The sequence below is a fragment of the Caulobacter sp. GW821-FHT09A05 genome (assembly GCF_059418465.1).
Map to the genome: position 1 here is coordinate 1 of NZ_JBWKPX010000023.1, position 22,045 is coordinate 22,045.

16 protein-coding genes are annotated in these 22,045 nt (G+C 68.8%); 7 read left to right on the plus strand and 9 right to left on the minus strand.

Annotated features, from left to right (window positions below; genetic code table 11):
• Positions 1–355: 355 nt before the first annotated feature.
• From AC07NX_RS19010 to AC07NX_RS19020, 3 genes are all read right to left on the minus strand, one after another.
• Positions 356–1,297: a creatininase family protein gene (locus AC07NX_RS19010; RefSeq protein WP_494643915.1), complete on the minus strand. Its 942-nt coding sequence runs from the start codon at positions 1,295–1,297 to the stop codon at positions 356–358.
• A gap of 368 nt (positions 1,298–1,665) precedes the next feature.
• Entirely contained in the window at positions 1,666–3,045 is a 1,380-nt protein-coding gene (locus AC07NX_RS19015; RefSeq protein WP_494643917.1) for an oligogalacturonate lyase family protein, read from the minus strand.
• A 98-nt stretch (positions 3,046–3,143) separates the two neighbouring features.
• The gene (locus tag AC07NX_RS19020; RefSeq protein WP_494643918.1) at positions 3,144–5,864 is read right to left on the minus strand and encodes a TonB-dependent receptor; all 2,721 of its coding nucleotides are present in this window, start codon (positions 5,862–5,864) and stop codon (positions 3,144–3,146) included.
• A gap of 334 nt (positions 5,865–6,198) precedes the next feature.
• Here AC07NX_RS19020 and AC07NX_RS19025 point away from each other — a divergent pair, with 334 nt between their 5' ends.
• Complete coding sequence (locus tag AC07NX_RS19025) at positions 6,199–7,488, plus strand: pectate lyase family protein (RefSeq protein ID WP_494643920.1); 1,290 nt, start codon at positions 6,199–6,201, stop codon at positions 7,486–7,488.
• A gap of 4 nt (positions 7,489–7,492) precedes the next feature.
• Here the strand turns inward: AC07NX_RS19025 and pelA are convergent, their stop codons facing one another.
• Together pelA and AC07NX_RS19035 are read right to left on the minus strand one after the other, a co-directional pair.
• A complete protein-coding gene (pelA, locus tag AC07NX_RS19030) occupies positions 7,493–8,809 on the minus strand; it encodes a pectate lyase (RefSeq protein ID WP_494643922.1) in 1,317 nt (438 codons plus the stop codon).
• Between the two features lie 69 nt (positions 8,810–8,878).
• Positions 8,879–11,140 carry a hypothetical protein gene (locus AC07NX_RS19035; protein WP_494643923.1) on the minus strand — a complete coding sequence of 754 codons (2,262 nt, stop codon included), beginning with the start codon at positions 11,138–11,140 and terminating at the stop codon, positions 8,879–8,881.
• 219 nt (positions 11,141–11,359) lie between these two features.
• Between AC07NX_RS19035 and AC07NX_RS19040 the strand changes: the two genes are divergently transcribed.
• Both AC07NX_RS19040 and rhaT read left to right on the plus strand, forming a co-directional pair.
• Positions 11,360–12,124, plus strand: a complete 765-nt coding sequence (locus tag AC07NX_RS19040) for an SDR family NAD(P)-dependent oxidoreductase (RefSeq protein WP_494643925.1) — start codon at positions 11,360–11,362, stop codon at positions 12,122–12,124.
• A gap of 97 nt (positions 12,125–12,221) precedes the next feature.
• Complete coding sequence (rhaT, locus tag AC07NX_RS19045; RefSeq protein WP_494643927.1) at positions 12,222–13,316, plus strand: L-rhamnose/proton symporter RhaT; 1,095 nt, start codon at positions 12,222–12,224, stop codon at positions 13,314–13,316.
• Between the two features lie 71 nt (positions 13,317–13,387).
• Here the strand turns inward: rhaT and AC07NX_RS19050 are convergent, their stop codons facing one another.
• A complete protein-coding gene (locus tag AC07NX_RS19050; RefSeq protein WP_494643929.1) occupies positions 13,388–13,843 on the minus strand; it encodes a MarR family winged helix-turn-helix transcriptional regulator in 456 nt (151 codons plus the stop codon).
• A 158-nt stretch (positions 13,844–14,001) separates the two neighbouring features.
• Between AC07NX_RS19050 and AC07NX_RS19055 the strand changes: the two genes are divergently transcribed.
• Positions 14,002–15,021, plus strand: a complete 1,020-nt coding sequence (locus tag AC07NX_RS19055; protein WP_494643931.1) for an alpha/beta fold hydrolase — start codon at positions 14,002–14,004, stop codon at positions 15,019–15,021.
• A 40-nt stretch (positions 15,022–15,061) separates the two neighbouring features.
• On the opposite strand, the gene AC07NX_RS19060 is transcribed toward AC07NX_RS19055, so the two are convergent.
• The 3 genes from AC07NX_RS19060 to AC07NX_RS19070 form a co-directional block, all read right to left on the minus strand.
• Complete coding sequence (locus AC07NX_RS19060; RefSeq protein ID WP_494643932.1) at positions 15,062–16,513, minus strand: amino acid permease; 1,452 nt, start codon at positions 16,511–16,513, stop codon at positions 15,062–15,064.
• A gap of 81 nt (positions 16,514–16,594) precedes the next feature.
• Positions 16,595–17,803 (minus strand): M24 family metallopeptidase, encoded by a 1,209-nt coding sequence (locus AC07NX_RS19065; RefSeq protein ID WP_494643933.1) that lies wholly within the window; start codon positions 17,801–17,803, stop codon positions 16,595–16,597.
• A complete protein-coding gene (locus AC07NX_RS19070) occupies positions 17,800–19,077 on the minus strand; it encodes an NAD(P)/FAD-dependent oxidoreductase (RefSeq protein WP_494643935.1) in 1,278 nt (425 codons plus the stop codon). Before AC07NX_RS19070 ends, AC07NX_RS19065 begins: the two co-directional genes overlap by 4 nt.
• Before the next feature lie 65 nt (positions 19,078–19,142).
• Here AC07NX_RS19070 and AC07NX_RS19075 point away from each other — a divergent pair, with 65 nt between their 5' ends.
• The 3 genes from AC07NX_RS19075 to AC07NX_RS19085 all read left to right on the plus strand — a co-directional run bounded on the left by AC07NX_RS19075 (position 19,143) and on the right by AC07NX_RS19085 (position 21,810).
• Entirely contained in the window at positions 19,143–20,057 is a 915-nt protein-coding gene (locus tag AC07NX_RS19075) for a dihydrodipicolinate synthase family protein (RefSeq protein WP_494643936.1), read from the plus strand.
• Between the two features lie 30 nt (positions 20,058–20,087).
• Complete coding sequence (locus AC07NX_RS19080; protein WP_494643937.1) at positions 20,088–21,086, plus strand: 4-hydroxyproline epimerase; 999 nt, start codon at positions 20,088–20,090, stop codon at positions 21,084–21,086.
• An 82-nt stretch (positions 21,087–21,168) separates the two neighbouring features.
• The gene (locus AC07NX_RS19085; protein ID WP_494643938.1) at positions 21,169–21,810 is read left to right on the plus strand and encodes a GntR family transcriptional regulator; all 642 of its coding nucleotides are present in this window, start codon (positions 21,169–21,171) and stop codon (positions 21,808–21,810) included.
• Positions 21,811–22,045: the final 235 nt, after the last annotated feature.

A 22,045-nucleotide genomic window follows, 5' to 3' on the forward strand; every position in this document is an offset into this window, starting at 1 on the left:
CAGGCGGCCCCGCTCGGTTCCATCCCCATCGCCTGCTTGGGCCGGTACCAAGAGCCCTCCCCCGCGATGGAGACAGGTTCCATTGTGCGGGCGGTTTGAGGACTGGCGCGTTCGTGACGCTGCTTTTTCTTCAGGGCGTTGAAAGGGTTGGAGTTCGTAGCGCCGGCGACGGGGATTGGGCGGCGTCCATCCCCATAGCCGCCGTCATTCCCGCCCTGAAATGACGGGGGGGGGTACACCGCTACCGACGCGCCGGAAGCGGACCTGCCGATCGTTTAACCGGGGCGGATGTCGGACGCTGGCGCACAAGCCCCTGCTACCCGAGCGCCCGTTCGACATGGCCGCTAGGCGGTGATCACCCCGAACGCAACACTCCAAGCACCGCATCGCCGATACGCTTGGTGCGATAGTCGGCAATTCGGCGCCCCACCGCCGCCGTGGCGGTGCTTGTGGGGAAGCCGCCGATGCCGCTGGGATTGAGGGTGCGATCACTCGCCTCCCCGGCCTTGAGGAATGGCAAGGAAGGAGATTGCGGCAGGTTGGCGTATCCGTCACGGACCAGGTCGGGCCGATAGTGCAGCATAAGGCTGGTTTCCCAACCGTCGGCATGTGTCGTGAAGGCCGGTTCGGAGCCACCCAATAGGCCCTTCAGCATCGCGAAGTTGAGCCCATCGACGATCGGCAGGATGTTCGGGCCGAGCGTAAGATCCAGCCTCGTCAGTCGCTCGCTGTCAATGAGCGCATAGGCGTCAAGATCGCCGATCTCCCGGGTAGCCTGGACCGCCGCCTTGCCCATGGCGGTCAGATGCCTGCCGCCAAGGTGGCCGCTGTAGAGGAAGACACGCCTGAAGCCGTTCACGTTCAACGAGCGCAGCAGATCGACATAAAGGGCGATGAAGGTCGCTGAGCTGACGGTCAGGCTGCCTGGGTAGATGTAGGTGCCGTCGCGTTGCTCATCGGAGGCTTCGTTCGTGATGCCGATGTTGAGGGGAGGTCCGATGATGCTCCGAAAGCCGCCGCCTTGGAGGTAGGCCTGGACGTCGCCTAGCTGGTCCACGGCGCCAAGCGCGTCCGCCCCGAGCGGCAGATGGGGTCCGTGGGCCTCAATGGCGCCCACAGGCACCAGACAAACGTCGGTTTTCGCCATCGCCGCTTCGAATTCGGGGAACGTCATGTCCAACATCGTGCGGACGGGCGTCTTGCGGGCCGTGGGCGAACGCGCCGATGCGGCGCCGCCGAGCAAGGTTCCGATCGCCGGCGCGCCGGCCAGGAGCCCCATTGCTGTTCTGCGCCGCATCGCTGCACTCCGCGTGAATGAGGTTGGGAGACTAGCATGGCGGGCAGGAAGCAGGCTTGCGAATGCCCTGGGGCGAAATCCGTCCCGGGCGCAAGGCCAGAAAAAGCCTTCAGATCGCTACCGCCAGGCATTCTCGGTCCAGGTGAACTCCCGCCCGCGGCGGCGGACCACGCCTTGAAGCCTTGAAGCCTTGATGGCGAGCCTGGCGCCGGGGCTCGCCCGCTGCCTGACACCCGGGAAGCCCCCTCAGTCGCTCCGCGACAGCTCCCCCAAAGGGGGAGCATCTGGCGCGGACGAGATCCTCCCCCTTTGGGGGAGGTGGCCCAGAGGGCCGGAGGGGGCCTCGCCGCGGTGACGCTGGAAGCGGGTCAGGCCTTGGCGACCTCCACCGCATAGACGTGGTTGGCGCCGTGCATGTTGGACGTGAAGACGATCCACTTCTGGTCGGGCGTGAAGGTCAGGTTCGGCTCGAGGCGATAGTCGTGGGCCGACATGTCGACCAGCTTCTCGCTGGCCATCTTGTCCACGGTGATCAGGTCGTCGGTATAGTATTGCGTCGCCGCGTCGCGGATCTGCTCGGGACGGAAGGCGTAGAGCCATTTGCCGTCCTTGGCGTGGGCGACCATGTCCTCGTCGCCGCCGTCGCCGGCGAACAGCTTGCCGTCCGGCGCGACGTTGTAGTGCACCGACCACTCGTTCTGCTCGACCCGGTGATACCGCTTCCTGCCGGTGGCGATCTCGTGGCCGGCGATCCAGAACACCTGGCCGCGCGGGGTCTGCAGGTCGTACCAGATCCACTTGCCGTCGGCCGAGAAGAACTCGTGGCCGGCGATCTCGAAGTTCATGGTCCGGGTGTGGATCTTGGTCAGGCCCGTGCCGTCGGCGCGGATGGTCCAGATGCGGTCGACCCGGTGCCAGGGCCCCTCGTGGCAGAACATCACCAGGGCGGGATCGGTCGGCGAGAACTGGGCGTGGCCCAGCCAGCGGACGGACTTGTGGATCACCGTGCGGGCGCCGGTCTTCAGGTCGATGGTGAAGATCTCGGCCGGGACGTCGGTCTCGAAGCGTTCGGTCATCCGCACGCCCTTGGCCTTGGCGAAGGACAGCGGCTTGCCGTCCGGCCCCAGGGCCGCGTACTCGGCCTGGCCGAAGCGCTTGCGGTCGTCCTCGGTCTTGGGCTGCAGCGGCTTGGCGCCATAGGCCACCGAGCCCAGCAGCAGGGTCCCGTCGGCGTTGATCGAATTGATCGCCCCGGCCGGGATCTGGGCGATCTCGCGGATCTTCTTCGTATCGACGTCGATGGCGTAGATGGTCTTGGGCCGGTCCGTGGCCAGGCCCTCGCTTCCGTCCGCCATCCTGGGCGCGGTGACCGAATAGAGCACGTCGCGCGAGTGGCGGGTGGTGAACAGCAGGTCGGCGTCGGGCCCCTTGACCAGCAGCGTCAGCTTGAAGGTCTTCAGGTCGCACAGCCAGATGCCGCCGGCGCTCTTGAGCACCAGCTTGTCGCCCTGCGGCGTGTAGCCGTTCTGGTGGAAGTAGAGGTTCTGCGTGCCCGGCGCGTTGGACAGCCGCACGATGCGATGGCCGGTCCTGGGGTCGATCCAGTCGCGGGGCGGCTCGGCGCCGGAGGGCGCGGCCGGGGCGGCCTGGCTCAGCGCCTGCCCCGGCGCGGCCAGGGCGCCCGCCAGGGCCAGGGCGCCGCCGCCCAGGAACTGGCGGCGATGGGCCGAGATCGTCGCGTTCGACATGAAGCTGCTCCCGAATGACTTGGCCGAATGAAAAGGACCTGGAGCGGAGGACAATCCGCTCCAGGCCAAAGCGAGGAAGTGGGGGGGGAAGAACTTCCTCAGTAGGTCCAGCGGACGCCGAGCAGGATCTCGCGTCCGGTGTGGCGATAGTCGCTGACCCGATCGGCCACATCGACATAGGCGTCGGTGTATTCGTCGGACAGGTTGATGCCTTCCAGCGTGACCGTGAGGTTGTCGCGGACCTTATAGCTGGTCGAGAAATCGTAGAACGTGCTGCCGTGGGTGCCGTGCTCGCTGTTGCCGTTCGAGCCCGGATAGCCGGTCAGGAAGCCTGAACGCTTGGCGGCCGAGACGCGGGCGCTGAACTTGTCGCGCTCGTAGTACAGCGTGGCGTTCGAGGTGGTCTTCGATTGGCCGGTCAGCTTGTTGAAGTTGGGCGCGGCCTCGGTGCCATAGTTCACGTTGGAGTCGACATAGGTGAAGTTGCCGATGAAGCCGAAGCCCTTGAACATCTCCGGCAGGAAGGTGAAGGGCTGCTGATACTGCAGCTCGACACCCTTGAGGGTGCCGCCGGTGCCGTTGTAGGGGCTGGTGACGGTGAAGATGTCATTGACCGACACACCGGCGCTGGTGAGCAGGCTGGCCGGCAGGTTCAACGAACTGTAGACGGCCTCCGTGGTCTTGCTGGCGATGAAGCTGTCGATCTTCTTGTAGAAGAACGCCACCGAGATCAGCGACTCCGGTGCGAAGTACCATTCGGCGGCGAGATCGTAGTTGGTGGCGCGGAACGGCTCCAGGTCGGGATTGCCGAAATTGACCGTTTGGGTGGGGGCGCTGACCGAACCGCCCGGGGTCAGGCTGCCCAGGGTGGGACGGGCCATGACCTTGGCGACGCCCAGGCGCAGCATCACGCCGTCCACCGGCTCCAGCGACAGGTTCATCGACGGCAGCACGTCGGTGTAGTCGTTCTTGGCGGTGAGGTACTCGGTGTTGACGAAGCCCTTGGACACGACCTTGGTGTTGGCGACACGGGCCCCGAAGTCGGCGCGCAGGGGCATACCGCCCATGACGGTGGCGTTGACGATCGCTTGGCCAAAGCCGCTGATGTCGTCCTCGGCCACGTCGCGCGTGTCGCCCGGCTGGACGATTAGCGGATAGCTGAGCAGGTTGGTGTAGGCCACCGCCTTGTCGATGTCGGCCACCACGTAGGAGCGGTCGCCGCCGGGGAACGGGAAGTCGCGGCCGAACTTGACGACCTTGGAGAAGGCGCCGACGCCGACGATCTGGCGCCCGCCAGTCAGGATCTGGTTGCGGCTCTTGTCGCGATACTTGACCACATACTGCTGGGCGTTGAGGCCGGCGCGCAGGGTCAGGTATTCATCGACGTCGTACTCGACGTCGCCGGTCGCGGTGCGCACGATGTTCAATGCCGTGCTCTCGCGCGAACGCATCTCGGTCAGGGTGAACAGGGCAGGATTGGTGACGTCGAAGCCATAGTTGATGATCGGCGTGCGGTCGTTGGCCCGGGCGTCATAGGTGTAGCCGTCGACGTCGTTGCGATCGAGCTGGAACGAGATCTGCTCGGGCATCGAATAGGCCGAGTTGGCGACGCCGATCTTCCCCTTGACCCGCAGACGGTCGGTGAAGTCGTGCTTGCCCGCCAGGGTCACCTGAGTGAACTTGGTGTGGTCGCGCTGGGTGCCGTTCTCCGAGCGCACGTCGACATTGTCGAACACGCCGTAGGTGAAGGTGTTGCGGTCGTTGATCGCATAGTCGCGGACGATGGTGCTGCCGATGCCGGCCGCGTTGGGGCGGCTGAACGAGATGGCCTCGAGGTTGGGGCTCTCGGTGAACTGGTCGAGGTCCGAATACAGGACGTCCAGGTCAAAGCGGGTCTTGTCGGAGGGCTGCCATTGCGTCGAGAACGTGATGCCCAAACGCTCGGAGTCGATCTTCGAGGCGGTATAGCGCGGGATCCGCGGATAGAAAGCCTTCTGCACTTGCGCGAGTTGTTCCGGCGTGGTGCAGGCCGAGCAACTAGCGAAGTCGTCGGCGGCGGGCCTTCCATTCACCCCCACGTCCCCGCCGGCCCACCGGGTGGTGTTGAAACCCTCGGCCACCGGCTGGCGCTTGGAATAGGCCACCGAGGCCAGCACGCCGAAGGTCTGGTCTTCGTTGGCCCAGCTCAGCAGACCCGCCGCGCGCGGCAGGATGCGGTCGGTGATGCTGTTGAGACTGCCCTCGGCCGAGGCTGCGGCCTTGAAGCCCTTGTAGTCGAATGGCCGGCCCGTCTGCAGGTCGACCGTCGCGCCCAGCGAGCCTTCCGGCGTGTCGGCCGACTGGGTCTTGCGCACGGTGATGCTGTTGAACAGCTCCGAGGCGAAGACGTTGAAGTCGAAGCCGCGGCTGCGGTTGCCGCCGCCCGTGGCGATCGCGTCGACGCCGTTGATGCGCACGCGGGTGAAGTCGGCGTTCAGGCCGCGCACCGTGATCTGCCGACCCTCGCCGCCGACGCGGTCGATGGTCACGCCGGGCAGGCGCTGGATGGCTTCGGCCAGGTTCTGGTCGGGGAAGGCCGCGATGTCCTCGGCCAGGATGGCGTCCACCGCGCCGATGCTGTCACGCTTGACGTCCAGCGCCTTGCTGAGGCTGCTGCGGAAGCCGGTCACCACCAGTTCCTCGACCTGGGACGCCTCCTCGGCGGTCGGCGCGCCCTGGGGCGCGGTCTGGGCGACGGCGGCGCCGGCCAGGGACACGGCCAGGGCGAAAGCGGAGGCGCCGGAGGCCAGCAGACGCGTTTTCAGGGTGGTCGAGATCATGCGGTTTCTCCCCGTACAAACCGGCTTGACACCGGTGTCTTGATTGGAACCACAAGTCTCAAAATGTGGAACCACTTTCCATACCTTGCAACATCCGACGAAAGTCTGCAACTCTGGTATTACCAATTTGACGCAGGTTGTAGCGTCCGGACAACTAGGTGAGAGCAAGGCTGCAATCATGCGACAAATGAAAGCCATTGTATTTTCTGGACTTATTTTGAGTTTCGCGGCCTCGACGGCGTCCGCGGGCGCCGCATCCGACTTGACCGCTTTTCCGGGCGCGGAAGGCTTTGGCCGATTTTCAAAGGGCGGTCGCGGTGGTCGCGTAATCAAGGTGACCAATCTGAACGACGCCGGCCCCGGCTCGCTGCGGGCCGCGGTCGAGGCCGAGGGGCCGCGCATCGTGGTGTTCGACGTGGGCGGCGTGATCCGCCTGAAGAGCGACCTGAAGATCGCCAACGACCACATCACCATCGCCGGCCAGACCGCCCCCGGCTACGGGATCACCCTGCGCGACGGCCAGTTCCTGATCCACGCCAACCACGTGATCGTCCGCTACCTGCGCTCGCGGGTCGGCGACGAGGCCGGCAAGGAATATGATTCGATCTCGATCGGCGGCGGCTCGGACATCATCCTCGACCACATCTCGTCGGGCTGGTCGATCGACGAGAGCCTGTCGGTGACCCAGAAGGTCACCCCCGAGGTCAAGCCCCTGACCAACGTCACCGTGCAGTGGTCGCTGATCTCGGAAAGCCTGAACCACTCGATCCACGAGAAGGGCGAGCACGGCTACGGCAGCCTGATCCAGGGCTCCTACGGCGCCAAGTACAGCTTCCACCACAATCTGTGGGCCCACCACGAGGCCCGCATGCCGCGCATCGGCAACTACGCCGGCGCCAAGGACGACGCCGAGGGCGTCGTCCTCGATTTCCGCGACAACGTCTTCTACAACTGGGGCCAGGGGGCCACGACGGACTTCTACAACTGGGAGCCGGGCGTCAGCCGCGGCTACGCCATGGACCCGTTCTACGGCCGCCCCGACAACGCCTCGCGGTTCGCGGCCGGCGAGGACCTGAACACCAACGCCAACACCCGCTCCAACTTCGTCAACAATTACTACATCCAGGGGGCCAACACCGGCGGCCCGCTGGCCCTCTACATCCGCAACAAGAGCGGCAAGACCCATGTCTCGGGCAACTGGATGGACGGCAAGCCGGTCGCCGACCAGTCGAGCCTGGTCCTGGCCTCCACCGCCGCGCCGGGCGAGCACGTCGTCGCCGAGCCCTTCCCGTTCGGCCCGGTCGCGACCCAGCCCGCCGACGTGGCCTATCGCCTGGTGCTGGACAAGGCCGGCGCCTCCAAGGCCCGCGACCCGATCGACGCCCGGGTCGTCAAGAGCGTGCGCGACCGCACCGGCAAGATCATCAACAGCCAGAAGGAGGTCGGCGGCTGGTTCACCGCGTCCTCGACCGCCGCGCCCCGGGACAGCGACGGCGACGGCATGCCCGACGCCTGGGAGACCGCCCGCAAGCTGAACCCCAGGGATCCGTCCGACGCGTCCGGGGATCGCGACGGCGACGGCTACACCAACGTCGAGGAGTACGTGAACGGGCTGGTGAAATAGGACCTCAAGGCGCGGGGTGGGCCTTCGCCCATCCCGCATGGGCGTCGATCGCCTTTTGCGGATCCGTACTGAACCAAGCGTAGCCGTTGCGGCGTTCCAGCGACAGTTCGTTGGCGTCGTCGTGCAGGGTCTTGTCGCGCTCGCCGAAGACCGGCCTCTGGTCGGCGACGCCGTAGTAGCGCGACCAGATCGGCGGGGCGCCGGGCTGGTCGACCAGGCGGCGCCCCCGTGGGTCGCCCTTGCCGCCGACCCACGCCTTGTCGCGCAGCGCCACCCCCTTCAGCCAGGCCACGCCGGCATGGACGGCGGCGACCTCGGCCGGCGTCGGTTTGGGCAGGCTCATCAGATAAAGCAGCAGGTCCGCGCTCTCGCCGCTCGCCAGGGCCGGCGGTTCGTAATTGCGGCCCGCGACCGGATCGAGGGTGAAGGGGTCAGCCTGCTGTCCCCAGGCGGTCAGCTTGCCGTCGACGCGGATCTGGGCGGCCAGGATGCAGGCGCGGGCCCGCGCGGCCGCGCGGCCCGCTTCGGCGCGCACTGCGGTCGGCAGGAAGGCGAAGTCGCCGCCGGCTCCGGAGACCTCCGTCAGAAGGGCGGCGGCCCCGGAGACGGCGTTGTCGTTGAACGTCACCGCATCATGATAACCGCCCTGCAGGGGCCAGACCTGCGGCCAGCCGCCGTTGGGCATCTGGGCGTTCAGCAGATAGCGCACGCCCCTTTCGATGGCCCGTCGATAGGGCTTGCCCGCGGCGTTCGGCGCCTGGGCGACCACCTTGCCCAGGAAGCGCAGTTCGGTGATCGTCGCGCCATTGTCCAGCGTGCCGACATAGCCCCAGTCCGGATCGCTGGCCTCGTCGAAATCGTCCTCGCTGAGGCGCCGGGAATTGTTGTCGGAGGCGTAGGGCTGGCCCGGCAGGCGCAAGGCGCCGGCGCGGTTCTGGTTCTTGCTCCAGCCGCCGGCCGGGGTCTGGAAGCTGACGATGACGTCGGCCACGTGGCGCGCCGCGTCCGAGCCGTACCAGGCGGCGTCGCGGTCCAGCGGCATGCCGTCGCCCTGTCCGCCATGCCTCCCCGCGGGCTTGGGCGGCGCGGGCTGGCCGGGCTTCAGCTCCGCGGCCAGGGCGGCGCGGTCGTCGCTCTCCTGGACCTGCGATTTCCCATAGTAGGTCGCCCATGCGCGCCGCTCGCTGGTGGGCAGGGCGACGATCCGCGTGGCCGTGATCGAGTCGGCCGACCTGTTCAGGCCGATCACCCCCGCCGACGCCGGTGCGGCCACCGCGCCGGCGGCCGCCAGCAGGACCGCCAGGGGAAGGCGCAGGCTCATTCCGTGTTCCTCCAACTGGCGAACAAGGTCGGGCGACCGAGCGCCTGACGCACCCCATTTTTCACTGGATCAGGGCAGCGGCCTGAACCCCTCGGCCCGCACCCTCCACTTGCCATCCTTGGGAAAGCCCGGCGCCGATCCCGTCGAGCCGTCCCAGCCGCCCGCCATCATCGCCACGGCCGCCAGCAGCGCGCCGTTGGAGGGGAAATAGGTTTCCGCCGCCCGCGAATAGCCCGGTCCGTCCTGCCCAACCGGCGCCCCCGCCGGTGCGCCCGCCCCGGCCGAGGTCGGCACGAAGGCCTGGGCGTGGGCGTCCAGGTGGACCCGCGGGGTCATGCCGCTGACGCCGAACCTGTTGTTCTTCGCCTCGAAGAACAGCCAGTCGACCGCCTTGTCCGGCTCGCCCAGGCGCGCGGCGGTCATGGCCATCATCGGATAGTCCCAGCCCCAGGTCTGGCGCAGGTCCCAGTCGCGCTCGACGGCGCGCAGGGTGCGCCGCATGGTTTCCTTGTCGACGCCCTTCCCCGGCAGCAGGCCATAGGCCATCAGGAACGAGGGATGGTCGCGGTTCAGGCACTTGTCCTCGACCGCGTGGCGCGAGCAGTCGGCGCTGGCGGCCACGTCCCAGAAGTCGGGCCTCGACTCGACGGGCAGATAGAGGCCGTCCTTGACGGCCAGGGGCGCCAGGCCCTTGATCACCGCGTCCCATTCCGGCTTGCGCGTCAGGCCTTGGCGCAGCCGCCACTGCTGGGCCGTCTCCAGCCCCCAGCGGTAGTATTCCAGCTCGAAGGCGGGGTTGAAGGTGGTCAGGGGGTCGTAGTTCTCCTGCGCCGGGATGAGCGGCGGGCCCAGCACGAAGCGGCCCTTGTCGTCGCGGTGCGGGAAGCTGGCCAGCAGGTCGGCGGTCTGCTCGACCAGCTCGCCGTACCGGGCCAGGGTGGCCGGGGTCGGCTTGTCGCGCCAAACCAGCTCGGACATCCAGATCGGATGCGGCTGCTGCCACATGATGAACGGCGAGACCTTGCTGGGGCTGTCGACGCCGTCGGGTCCGACCATCTTGGGCCACCAGGCGCCCTTCAGGCCGTGGCTGGCCGCGCGGGCCCGGGCGTCCTTCAGGTGGCCCAGATACCAGGGCAGGCCGCGCTCCAGATATTCGGGCCTGTTCCACAGGGCGAAATGCGCGGCGTGCCAGGGGTGCATTTCGAGGTGGAACTTGCCGTTCCAGCTGTTGGAGAACAGCCCTTCCTCCTGGGGCGGAACCTCGCCGGCGGCGTTCAGGGCCATCAGGTATTGCGACAGCACCACCCGGCGCTCCAGCTCGGCCGCGCGGGGGTCGCTGCTGCCGCTGAAGTCGACGGCGGCGCCCTTCGTCCAATAGGTTTTCCAATGGTCGCGCACCGCCTGGTCGGCCGTCGCCAGCGTCGGCAGGGCCGGCAAGGCGGCGCGGGAGAAGGCGACCTCCAGGCCCAGGGTCCGCCCCCTGGCCTTGGGCGCCACCTTGAAGCCGTGCGGCCCGTCGGGCGCGAAGCTGACCGCCTGGTCGGCCTGCAGCGCCGCGAAATAGCGGGTCTGGTCGATCTGGCGGGCCAGGTTCAGGGTCTTGGCCCCCTCCCCGGTCACCCTGGTCAGGTGGCCGCCGGGGTTGGACCAGTCGGACGGATCGGGATTGAGCGCCTTGGACACGCCCGGGAACTTCACCGACAGGCCCAGGCGGCCCTGGGCCACCAGGGCCGAATCGACGTCGACGATGATCATGTCCAGCGTCGGATGCACGCGGGTGCGCACCGTCACCACCTCGCCGTCATAGACGAACCGGCTGGTCAGGACGCCGGTCCACAGGTCCAGGTCCTGCCGGGTCTGGGTGATCTCGGCGAACTTCGCCGGCTGGCCCGTCTTCGAGCGCAGGTCCAGGGCCACGCGGCCCAGGGAGAAGCGGTGGGGGTTCTCGCGCAGCCAGGCCAGGGCCGGCCGCGTCGCGGCCTCGTTCCAGTCCTTCATGTAGGCGTAGGGCTGCTGGGTCCCGCGCACGTCGATCGGCGTGGTCCCGTCGGCATAGGTGTAGCCGTTGGGATTGGGAAAGCTGTGCCAGGCCCATTGGGCCTCGGTCAGCAGCGGCGCGATCTTGGAATAGGCCTCGGGAAAGGTCTGCAGGCCGGTGATGTCGGCCGTGAAGCCGATCTGGCCGTTGCCGACCATCAGCGGCGCGGAGGGATCGACCCTGGTCAGCCGGATGTCGTGGCGGCTGACCAGGGCGTGGCGGTCGATCGGCTGGGCCAGGGCCGGGCCGCCCAGGGCGATGACGGCCAGGCCGGCCAGTAGCGCGCGTCGCATCGTTTTTCTCCCAAACTTCAAGCGGAGACCGTCGGCGCCGACGCGAATGCAGCCCGGCGCAGTGGCCGGGGCGCGTTCGGTTCGCGCTCGATTGACGCTCATGGTTCCATTCTGTAGGAATGTTTCTCATATTGTGAAAGTCCACCGCAAGCCTTCTTGCGCCTGGGCAAGATGTTCAGCGTCGGGGGAAGTCGTGTTCATGGCCGGATCGAACGTCGCGTGAGCGCCTACGCCAATCCCTATCCTGGCCGCTTCTCCGGCCGCGCGGCGGTGATCACCGGCGGGGCCTCGGGCCTGGGCAAGGCCGTGGCCGCGCGGATCGTCGCCGAGGGCGGCCAGGTCTGCCTGTGGGACCTGGACGCCGAGGGCCTGAAGGCCGCCGCCGCCGAGGTCGGGGCCGCCCACGTCGTGGCCCTGGACGTCTCCGACCAGGCCGCCGTGGCCGCCGCCGCCCAGGCCTCGAACGCCGCCCTGGGCGGGCGCATCGACATCCTGGTGGCCTCGGCCGGCATCACCGGCGCCACCGCCCCGGTCCACGCCTACCCGCTCGACAGCTGGCGGCGGGTGATCGACATCAACCTCAACGGCCTGTTCTACTGCTGCCGCGAGGTGGCCCCGTTCATGATCGCCGGCGGCTATGGCCGCATCGTCAACGTCGCCTCGGTGGCCGGCAAGGAAGGCAATCCCAACGCCAGCGCCTATTCGGCCAGCAAGGCCGGGGTCATCGGCCTGACCAAGTCCCTGGCCAAGGAACTGGCCACCCAGGGCGTGATCGCCAACAGCCTGACCCCCGCCACCTTCGAAAGCCCGATCCTGGAGCAGCTGCCCCAGAGCCAGGTCGACTACATGCGCTCCAAGATCCCCATGGGCCGCCTGGGCGAGGTCCACGAGAGCGCCGCCATGGTCTGCTTCATGGCCTCCGAGGAATGCAGCTTCACCACCGGCGCGACCTTCGACACCTCCGGCGGACGCACCACGTTCTGACCGGTCGCGACCTGGAAGACCAGGCGATCCAAATGGGAGACGACATCATGGGCGATCAGCCGATCCGCCGGCCGCGAACCGCGAAGGGACCCCGCGCATGACCCCCAATCCCCTGCTCGGCGTCCTTTTCCACTGGCTGGGCGGCCTGTCGTCGGCCAGCTTCTACGTGCCCTATCGCGGCGTGCGCCGCTGGTCGTGGGAGATCTTCTGGCTGACCGGCGGCCTGTTCTCCTGGTTGCTGGCGCCCTGGCTGTTCGCCGCCGTCCAGACGGAGGACCTGATGGGCGTGATGGCCCAGGTCCCGCCCAAGGTCGCCGGGCTGTGCGTGCTGTTCGGCGTGCTCTGGGGCTTTGGCGGCCTGACCTACGGCCTGACCATGCGCTATCTGGGCCTGTCCCTGGGCATGGCCGTGGTGCTGGGCCTGTGCACCGTGTTCGGCACCCTGATCCCGCCGCTGGTCCAGGGCGACTTCGCCGACAAGCTGTTGGCCACCGCCTCGGGCCGGATCATCCTGCTGGGCCTGGTCGTCACCCTGGCCGGCATCGTCGTCGTCGCCTGGGCCGGGGCCAAGAAGGACGGCGACCTGTCGCCCGAGCAGAAGAAGAAGGCCGTCGCCGAGTTCGACTTCAGGAAGGGCGTCGCCGTGGCGGTGTTCTCCGGGATCATGTCGGCCTGCTTCGCCTTCGGCCTGTCGGCCGGCGAGCCGGTCAAGGCCCTGTCGGCCGCGACCGGCACCGGCCCGCTGTGGACCGGCCTGCCGACCCTGTGCCTGGTGATGTTCGGCGGCCTGATCACCAACGGCCTGTGGTGCGCCTGGCTGATCTTCAAGAACCGCAGCGCCGGCCAGTGGCTGGGCGCGGTCGCCCCCAGCGAAGCGACCGACAAGCCGCAGACCGCAGCCCTGAAGCGCTCGCCCCTGCTGGCCAATTACCTGCTGTGCGCCGTGGCCGGCACCGCCTGGTACTTCCAGTTCTTCTTCTACACGATGGGCGAAAGCCAGATGGGCCGGTTCGGCTTCTCCAGCTGGACCCTGCACATGGCCTCGATCATCATCTTCGGCACCCTGTGGGGCTTCGCCTTCCGCGAATGGAAGGACGCCCGGCCGGGGGTCAAGGCCATGGTCTGGACCGGGGTGGGCCTGCTGGTGGGGGCGACGGTGATCATCGGCTACGGCAACCAACTGGCCGCCTGAGCCCGCTCGAGCCTGCCCGGCGAGACAAACGGCCGACCCGCTCCCGTGAGCCGGTCGGCCGTTTTTCGTTTCTAGTTGTCGTTGATGTGCCGGATCAGGTTGTCGCGCACCTGCGAAACGGTCTTCTGCACCCGCGCGAACTCTTCCGGCTCCAGGCCGGTGGCCTTGACCAGCGTCTTCTGGCCGCCCTTCTCGCGCAGCGCCCGGCCGGCCGGCGTCAGGCTGACGATCACCTGGCGTTCGTCAGCCGCGTCGCGCCGCCGTTGCAGATAGCCCTCGCTCTCCAGCTTCTTGAGGATCGGGGTCAGGGTGTTGGATTCGAGGAACAGCTTCTCGCCCAGGCTCTTGACGCTCTGGCCGTCGGCCTCCCACAGCGCCACGATGATGATCCACTGGGTGTAGGTCAGGCCCAGTTCGTCCAGGATCGGCTTGTAGGCCCGGCCATAGGCCAGGTTGGCCGAATAGACCGCGAAGCACAGGAAATCGGCCAGTTTCGGGGTCTTGGCGGGGGTGTCGGGCGGCGTCATGGCGGCCTTTCGAACAGGTGATGGAAGCGACTGGTCGATATATAACTCGGATCCGATGAAATCGGAAGGTTGACAGGTTCGGAAAGTTCGACGAATTACATCGATATCGATTAAATCGGATCCGATTATCATCGGTCAATCCCCCGGAGCCCCCCGCCATGCCCTCCCAACCGACCGACCTGGGTCGCCGCCGCCTCTTCCTGGCCACCGCCGTGCTCGGCTCGGCCGGCGCCCTGGCCGCCGTCGCCCCAACCGCTCGCGCCGCCGGCCTCGCCGCACCGGGCTGGACGCTCCGCCAGGTCGAGGCCGGCGACCTGGTCGTCGGCTATGCCGAGATGGGTCCCGCCGACGGCGCGCCAGCGATCCTGCTGCACGGCTGGCCCTATGACATCCACGCCTTCGCCGAGGTGGCCGCGATCCTGGCCGCCGCCGGCAAGCGGGTGATCGTCCCCCACCTGCGCGGCTATGGAACCACGCGCTTCCGCTCGGACGCGGCGGTTCGCAACGGCCAGCAGGCCGCTCTGGCCGCCGACGTCGTCGCGCTGATGGACGCCCTGGACATCCGACGGGCCGTGATCGGCGGCTTCGACTGGGGCGCGCGCACGGCCAATATCGTCGCCGCCCTGCATCCCGAGCGTTGCCAGGCCATGGTCTCGGTCAGCGGCTACCTGATCGGCAGCCAGCAGGCCAACCAGGCGCCGCTGGCGCCCGAGGCCGAGCTGTCGTGGTGGTACCAGTTCTACTTCGCCACCGAGCGCGGCGCCCGAGGCTACGCCCAGAACCGCGACGCCTTCGCCAGGCTGATCTGGAAGACCGCCTCCCCGGAATGGGCGTTCGACGACGCCACCTTCGCCCGCTCGGCCGCCTCGCTGGCCAACCCGGACCATGTGGCGATCACGATCCACAACTACCGCTGGCGGCTGGGCCTGGCGGACGGCGAGGCCCGCTTCGACGCCGACGAGGCGCGGCTGGCCCAGCGGCCGGACATCCTCGTACCGACCATCACCCTTGAAGGCGACGCCAACGGCGCGCCCCATCCGGCCCCCGCCACCTATGCCGGCAAGTTCAAGGGCGGCTACGAACATCGCCTGATCACCGGGGGCGTCGGCCACAACCTGCCGCAGGAAGCGCCCAAGGCCTTCGCCCAGGCCATGCTCGACGTCGCGCGCCGGACGTGACGCCGAGCGTGGCCTGGGAGCATGGCCGGGGAGCGCCTTGTCAGTCGACGATCGCGCTGGCTTCACGCACCGCGGGCGCTTCGACGCCGCGCGCCAGCAGGCTGGTGCGGCGGCTGTAGGCCAGATAGACGACCAGCCCGACCAGGTTCCAGGCCACGAACCGGATCAGGGTGGCCGACGGCAGGCTGATCATGAAATAGAGGCAGCCGATCACCGCCAGCGGGCCGACGATCCAGGCCGCCGGGCAGCGGAACAGCCGCGGCAGGTCCGGCCGGCGCACGCGCAGCACCATCAGGCACACCGCCACGCAGATGAAGGCCAGCAGGGTGCCGGCGTTGGACAGCTCGGCGATCTGGTCCAGCGGCAGGAAGCCGCCCACCAGAGCCACGACCGCGCCGGTGATCAGGGTCAGGGTGACCGGCGCGCCGCTCTTGGGATGCAGTCGGCCCATGCCGCGCGGCAGCAGGCCGTCGCGAGCCATGACGAAGAACACCCGGGTCTGGCCGAACATCATCACCAGGATGACGCTGGGCAGGGCGATGATGGCCGCGGCGGCGATGCCGAAGGCGGCGGCCGGATGGCCCAGGCCGCGCAGGATGAAGGCCAGCGGCTCGCTCGAACGGGCGAACTCGGCATAGGGCCAGGCCCCGACCGCGCAGGCGGCGACCAGCATGTAGATCGCCGTGCAGATCACCATCGAGCCGATGATGCCGATCGTCAGGTCGCGCTTGGGGTTCTTGACCTCCTCGGCCGAGGTCGAGACCGCGTCAAAGCCGAAGAAGGCGAAGAACACGATGGCCGCGGCGGCCATCACGCCGCGCGGATGGCCCGCCTCGGTATGGGCGGCGAAGCCGTAGGGCATGAACGGCGTGAAGTTGTGCCCCTTGATGACCGTGACGGTCAGGCCGATGAAGACGGCCAGGGCCACGATCTTGATGATCACCAGGCCGATGTTGAGCGTCGCGCTCTCGCGCGCCCCCTTGGCCAGCAGCGCCGTGACGGCCACGGTGATCAGCACGGCCGGCAGGTTGATGATCCCGCCGGCGTGCGGTCCGGCCAGGATCTGGGGCGGCAGGTGGATCCCAAGGCTCTGCAGCAGGCCGACCATGTAGCCCGACCAGCCGACGGCCACGGCGGCGCAGGTGACGGCGTATTCCAGCACCAGGCTCCAGCCGACGACCCAGGCCAGGCCCTCGCCCAGCACCGCATAGGCGTAGGTATAGGCGCTGCCGGCGGCCGGGATCAGGGTCGCCACCTCGGCATAGGCCAGGGCGGCGAACACGCACAGCACCCCGCAGGCGGCGAAGGCCAGGATCACCGCCGGTCCGGCGCGCTCGGCGCCGATGCCGGTCAGGGTGTAGATGCCGGTGCCGATGATGGCGCCGATGCCCAGGGCCAGCAGGTGCGGCCAGGACAGGGTCGGCTTCAGCCGGCGGTCGGCCTCCACCGAGACGATCGCGTCGAGCGCCTTGCGGCGGGTCCAGAAGTTCATGCGCTTACCCCAGGGTGGTCTTTGGACGGGCCGGACACGGCCGGGACGATGGGAAAACAGGCGGGCGGAGATCCACGAACCTCACGACGGACCGAACGGCGCGTCGATTGACGGTGAAGGCTCGGTGAACCAGGCCGCGCCGTCCTCGGTGACGTGGAAATGGTCCTCCAGCCGCACGCCGAAGCGGTCGGGGATGACGATCATCGGCTCGTTGGAAAAGCACATGCCCGGCGCCAGGGGCGTGCTGTCGCCGCGCACCAGGTAGGGGCCCTCGTGGATCGACAGGCCGATGCCGTGGCCGGTGCGATGCGGCAGGCCCGGCAGGGCGTAGTCGGGGCCCAGGCCGTGGCGTTGCAGCACCTGGCGCGCGGTCTCGTCGATGACTTCGCAGGGCACGCCCGGCCGCACGGCGGCGAAGGCGGCGGCCTGGGCCTCGTGCTCGATGTCCCAGACCCGCCGGTGCTCGTCGCCCGGTTCGCCGAACACATAGGTGCGGGTGATGTCGGCGTTGTAGCCCTCGACCTGGCAGCCGGTGTCGATCAGCACCAGCTCGCCCTCCTCCAGCGCCTGGTCGCCCGGCAGGCCGTGCGGATAGGCGGTGGCGCGGCCGAACTGCACGGCGCAGAAGGTCGAGCCGCCGTCGGCGCCGGCGGCGCGGTGGGCGGCGTCGATGAACCGCTTGACGGCGCTGGCGGCGATCCCCGGCGCCAGGACGGCGGCGGCGCGCCGGTGGACGTCCAGGGTGATGGCCTTGGCGTAGCGCATCAGGGCCAGTTCCGCCGCCGACTTGACGCCCCGGCAGCCGTCGATCACCGGCGTGGCGTCGACCGCCCGCAGCGACGGCGCGGCCTTGTCCAGGGCGCTGAACAGCGAGAACGGCGCGGCGGGGTCCAGGGCCAGGACATCGGCGCCGAGCTCGGCGAGCGCCCGGGCCACCAGGGCGGCGGGACTGTCGTGCTCCTGCCAGAGTCGGATATCGGCCTCGATCTTCAGGTCGGCCTGCAGCGATCCCAGCTCGAAGGCCGGGCAGATCATGATCGGCCGCCCCTTGCGCGGCAGCAGCAGGGCCACCAGCCGCTCGGTCGCGCCCCAGGGCACGCCGGTGAAGTAGCGCAGGCTGGCTCCCGCCCCGACCAGCAGGGCGTCGCCGCCCAGCGCCGCGGTCAGGACCCGCGCCCGCTCCAGCCGCGCCTCGTATTCGGAGACGGCGATGGCCGGCGGCCGTCCGGGCCGAGGCGACAACCCCGCCAGTTGCAGGTCCATGGTCGAGCCGCCGACGCCCAGGGTCATGCCGCGTTCCTCTTGCGTAGGTCGCGCCCTCGCGCGAACCGGTCCAGGTCAAAGGGGGCCAGGTCGACCGCCGGGGCCGCGCCGCCCATCAGGGCCGCGACCAGCTCCCCGGTCACCGCCGCCAGGGTCAGGCCCAGATGCTGGTGACCGAAGGCATAGTAAAGATTGTCGGCCCGCCCGCTGACGCCGATGGCCGGAAGATAGTCAGGCAGGGTCGGCCGGGCGCCCATCCATTCGGCGACCGGGCCCTCCATCCGCACGCCCAGCTCCGCAAGGTGGCGACGCAGGCGGGCCCACTTGCGGGGATCGGGCGGCGAGGATTCGCGGCCGAACTCGACGAAGCTGGCGGCCCGCAGCCGGTCGCCGAAGCGGGTGAGGATCAGCGAGCGGTCCTCGAACACCACCGGCGGCAGGTCGCCCCAATGGCCCGCCCCGCCTTCGAGGTGGTAGCCGCGCTCGGCGATCACCGGCGCCACATGGCCCAGGTCGCGCAGCAAGGCGCCCGATCCCACGCCGCCGGCGACCAGCACCCGCTCCGGGGCCAGCCATTGGCCGTCCTCGAGCAGGACCTCGACCTTGCCGTCGACGGCGCGCAGGCGCGCGGCGCGACCGGCCCGCCGCTGCCCCCCCAAGGCGGTGAAGGCGTCGTCCAGCGAGCTCAGGACCAGGGCGGGATCAAGCACCTGACCCGTATTCTCGAATTGCGCGCCACCGGCGATCGGGGCTGCGATCCATTGTCGCACCTGCCGCGCCAGCGGATTGGACAGAGCGCTCAGTCGCGCCTGGCCGATGTCGGCGGCCCGCCAGGCCTCAAGGCCCGCGCGGGCGGTCTCCTGGCTTTCCCAGATGACGAGGTGGCCGCGTTCGACCAGCAGGTCGGGACGGTCCAGGCTGGCGGCCAGGCGACGCCAGGCCGCCAGGGCCTCCTGAAGCAGGCTTTTCAGCGCCCGCTTGCCATGGGCCGCGCCCTCGGGCGTCGACGCCTTGATAAAGCGCGCCGCCCAGGGCCCCCAGGCGGCGATGTCGGACAGGCGGAAATCCAGCGCGCCGCCCAGCGGAAACAGGCGGCCAAAGGCCGAGGCCAGGGCGGCGGGCGAAGCCAGGGGCTCGACCTGCTCCACCGCGATGTGGCCAGCGTTGCCGTAGGAGGCGGGTCGTGACAGGCTTTGCGGATCGAGCACCACCACCGCCTCGCCGGCGCGACGCAGGGCCAGGGCGCAGGCCTTGCCGACCACGCCGCCGCCAATCACCAATGTTCCGGCCGCCTGTTCCACCTGGGCTTTACCTCTGCATCGCCATTTCGTATACCGTAGACGAAGCAGTTAGAGGTGCAAGCCGTATGAGCTCCATGAATTGGTCGGGCGTGTTCCCGGCCGCCACGACCCAGTTCAAGACCGACCTGTCAATCGACATCGACGCCAGCCAGCAGGTGCTCGACGCCCTGGTCCGCGACGGCGTCCACGGCCTCGTGGTGCTGGGCACCTGCGGCGAGAACAATTCGCTCGAGGCCGACGAGAAGCGCCAGCTGTTGCAGGCCGCCGTCGAGGTTGTGGCCGGCCGGGTCCCGATCATCGTCGGGGTCTCGGAATTGACCACGTCCCGCGCCGCCCTCTTCGCCAAGGACGCGCAAACCCTCGGCGCCGATGCGCTGATGGTCCTGCCCGCCATGGTCTATGTCCCCACCGAGGCCGAACTCGAAGCCCATTTCCGCACCGTCGCCCAGGCCTCCGCCCTGCCGATCATGCTCTACAACAATCCGCCGGCCTATCGCGCCGCGATCACCCTGGACGTGCTGGCGGGCCTCGCCAATGAGCCGACCATCGTGGCGGTCAAGGAAAGCGCGCCCGACACGCGGCGCTTCACCGACCTGGCGCGGGCCTTCGGGGATCGCTTCATCCTGATGGCCGGCCTCGACGACGTCGCCCTGGAAGGCCTGCTGATGGGGGCCCGCGGCTGGGTCTCGGGCCTGACCAGCGCCTTCCCGCAGGAATCGGTGGCCCTGGTCGCCGCCGTCGATCGCGGCGACCTGGAGGAAGCCCGCCGCATCTATCGCTGGTTCATGCCGCTGCTGCACCTGGACGCCGAGCACGACCTGGTGCAGTCGATCAAGCTGGCCGAGCAGATCATGGGTCGCGGATCGGAGCGGGTGCGCATGCCTCGCCTGCCCCTGGCCGGCGCCCGTCGCGCCCAGGTGATCGCCATGGTCGAGGAAGCCGCCGCCAGCCGGCCCCTCCTGACCCAGACGGCCGCCTGACCTTAGCAGTCGGAGCGCAAGAGGAAGTCCATGCGTCACACGTTCTTCTGCATCGATGGCCATACAGCGGGCAATCCGGTGCGCCTGGCAGCCGGTGGCGCGCCGCTGCTGCGGGGCGACACGATGAGCGCGCGGCGGCAGGACTTCCTCGCCCGCTTCGACTGGATCCGCACCGGCCTGATGTTCGAGCCGCGCGGCCACGACATGATGTCGGGCGGCTTCCTCTATCCGCCCACCCAGCCCGACTGCGACGCCGGCATCCTGTTCATCGAGACCAGCGGCTGCCTGCCGATGTGCGGCCACGGCACGATCGGCATCGTCACCTTCGCCCTGGAGAACGGCCTGATCACCCCGCGCGAGCCCGGCAAGCTGCGGCTGGAGGTGCCCGCCGGGGTCATCGACATCGCCTACGAGACGGCGGGCGACAAGGTCACGGCGGTGAAGATCCGCAACGTCCCAGCCTATCTGGCCGAGGAAGGGGTGGCGATCGACGTGCCGGGCTTCGGCCCGCTGACGATCGACGTGGCCTATGGCGGCAATTTCTACGCCATCATCGAGCCCCAGGGCGCCTACACCGGCATCGACGCCCTGGGCGCGGCCGAGATCCTGCGGCTCAGCCCGATCGTCCGGACCCTGGTCCGCGACAAGGTCGAGCCGGTCCATCCGCTGGACCCGACCATCCGCGGCGTCAGCCACGTGCTGTGGGCGGACGCGCCCCGCGCCCCCGACGCCGACGGCCGCAACGCGGTGTTCTACGGCGACCGCGCCATCGACCGCAGCCCCTGCGGCACCGGCACCTCGGCGCGCCTGGCCCACCTGGCGGCCAAAGGCCGGTTGAAGGTCGGCGACGCCTTCGTGCACGAGAGCATCATCGGCAGCCGCTTCATCGGCCGCGTCGAGGCCCAGGTCGAACTGGGCGGGCGGGACGCGATCATCCCCTCGATCCAGGGCTCGGCGATCGCCACCGGCCACAACATCCTCTGGATCGACCGCGCCGATCCGTTCTGGGCCGGCTTCCAGGTGATCTAGACTCCCGCCGCCCCGCCGCATCTAGTATACGATAAGGCTCACACCGCACGGGGGCGGTCGCCAAGAGGTTCAGCCTGCGCCAATGAACATCGTCGTCCGCACGCTGTCCGACCAGACCTACGAGATCGTTCGACGCCGCATCCTGGTCGGCGCGATGCAGCCCGGAACCGCCGTGCGCCAGGACGTCATCGCCGCCGAGCTGGGCGTCAGCAAGATTCCGCTGCGCGAGGCCCTGGGCCGCCTGGAGCAGGACGGCCTGCTCAGCTCCTATCCCAATCGCGGCTACGTGGTTCGCGACCTGTCGACCGACGAAGCCAGCGAGGTCTTCGCCCTGCGCCTGAAGCTGGAGCCCGGCGCGGTCGCCGAGGCTTGCCTGCGCGCCACTCCCGCCGACCACGCCGCCGCCGAGAAGGCGCTCTCGGCGCTCGAGGCCGAGCTGGCCAAGCCCGACGGCGACCATGTCAGCTTCAACCGCGCCTTCCACCTGGCCCTGGTGCGCCCTGGCGGTCACATCACCTTCCAGCTGATGGAACGGCTGCAGATCCTGGCCGAGCGCTATGTGCGGGTGCACCTGGAGCCCCTGGGACGCGACGAGCGGGCCAGCCAGGAGCACCGCGAGATCCTGGCCGCCTGGATCCGGGGCGACGCGGCGGCGGTCGAATCCCTGACCGTCAACCACATCCTCGGCACGCTGTCGGACCTGAAGCAGCAGCTGTCGACCTGACACCCCCAAACTGAATCGAGACGATGAACCCGAGGATCTTCGGGAGCGTCGACCCATGCCTCTTTGCGGCGACGCACGGCTGCGGACAAATTGTCTGAGTTATCAGGCGGATAACATCGATCTTCTTGCACGAAAGACGACTAGGAAGGGGCGACCCTTGGACGTGCTGGCTGAATTAGTGGAGCTGCTACCGGCTCCTGGAACCCCGTGCTTTGGTCGCTCCATAGCGCTCGAA

Coding starts and splice junctions, on each gene's coding strand:
- AC07NX_RS19075 (WP_494643936.1), top strand. CDS start 19,143: ATGAGCTCCATGAATTGGTCGGGCGTGTTCCCGGCCGCCACGACCCAG.
- pelA (WP_494643922.1), bottom strand. CDS start 8,809: ATGAGCCTGCGCCTTCCCCTGGCGGTCCTGCTGGCGGCCGCCGGCGCG.
- AC07NX_RS19085 (WP_494643938.1), top strand. CDS start 21,169: ATGAACATCGTCGTCCGCACGCTGTCCGACCAGACCTACGAGATCGTT.
- AC07NX_RS19020 (WP_494643918.1), bottom strand. CDS start 5,864: ATGATCTCGACCACCCTGAAAACGCGTCTGCTGGCCTCCGGCGCCTCC.
- AC07NX_RS19015 (WP_494643917.1), bottom strand. CDS start 3,045: ATGTCGAACGCGACGATCTCGGCCCATCGCCGCCAGTTCCTGGGCGGC.
- AC07NX_RS19065 (WP_494643933.1), bottom strand. CDS start 17,803: ATGACCCTGGGCGTCGGCGGCTCGACCATGGACCTGCAACTGGCGGGG.
- AC07NX_RS19060 (WP_494643932.1), bottom strand. CDS start 16,513: ATGAACTTCTGGACCCGCCGCAAGGCGCTCGACGCGATCGTCTCGGTG.
- AC07NX_RS19010 (WP_494643915.1), bottom strand. CDS start 1,297: ATGCGGCGCAGAACAGCAATGGGGCTCCTGGCCGGCGCGCCGGCGATC.
- rhaT (WP_494643927.1), top strand. CDS start 12,222: ATGACCCCCAATCCCCTGCTCGGCGTCCTTTTCCACTGGCTGGGCGGC.
- AC07NX_RS19080 (WP_494643937.1), top strand. CDS start 20,088: ATGCGTCACACGTTCTTCTGCATCGATGGCCATACAGCGGGCAATCCG.
- AC07NX_RS19035 (WP_494643923.1), bottom strand. CDS start 11,140: ATGCGACGCGCGCTACTGGCCGGCCTGGCCGTCATCGCCCTGGGCGGC.
- AC07NX_RS19055 (WP_494643931.1), top strand. CDS start 14,002: ATGCCCTCCCAACCGACCGACCTGGGTCGCCGCCGCCTCTTCCTGGCC.
- AC07NX_RS19050 (WP_494643929.1), bottom strand. CDS start 13,843: ATGACGCCGCCCGACACCCCCGCCAAGACCCCGAAACTGGCCGATTTC.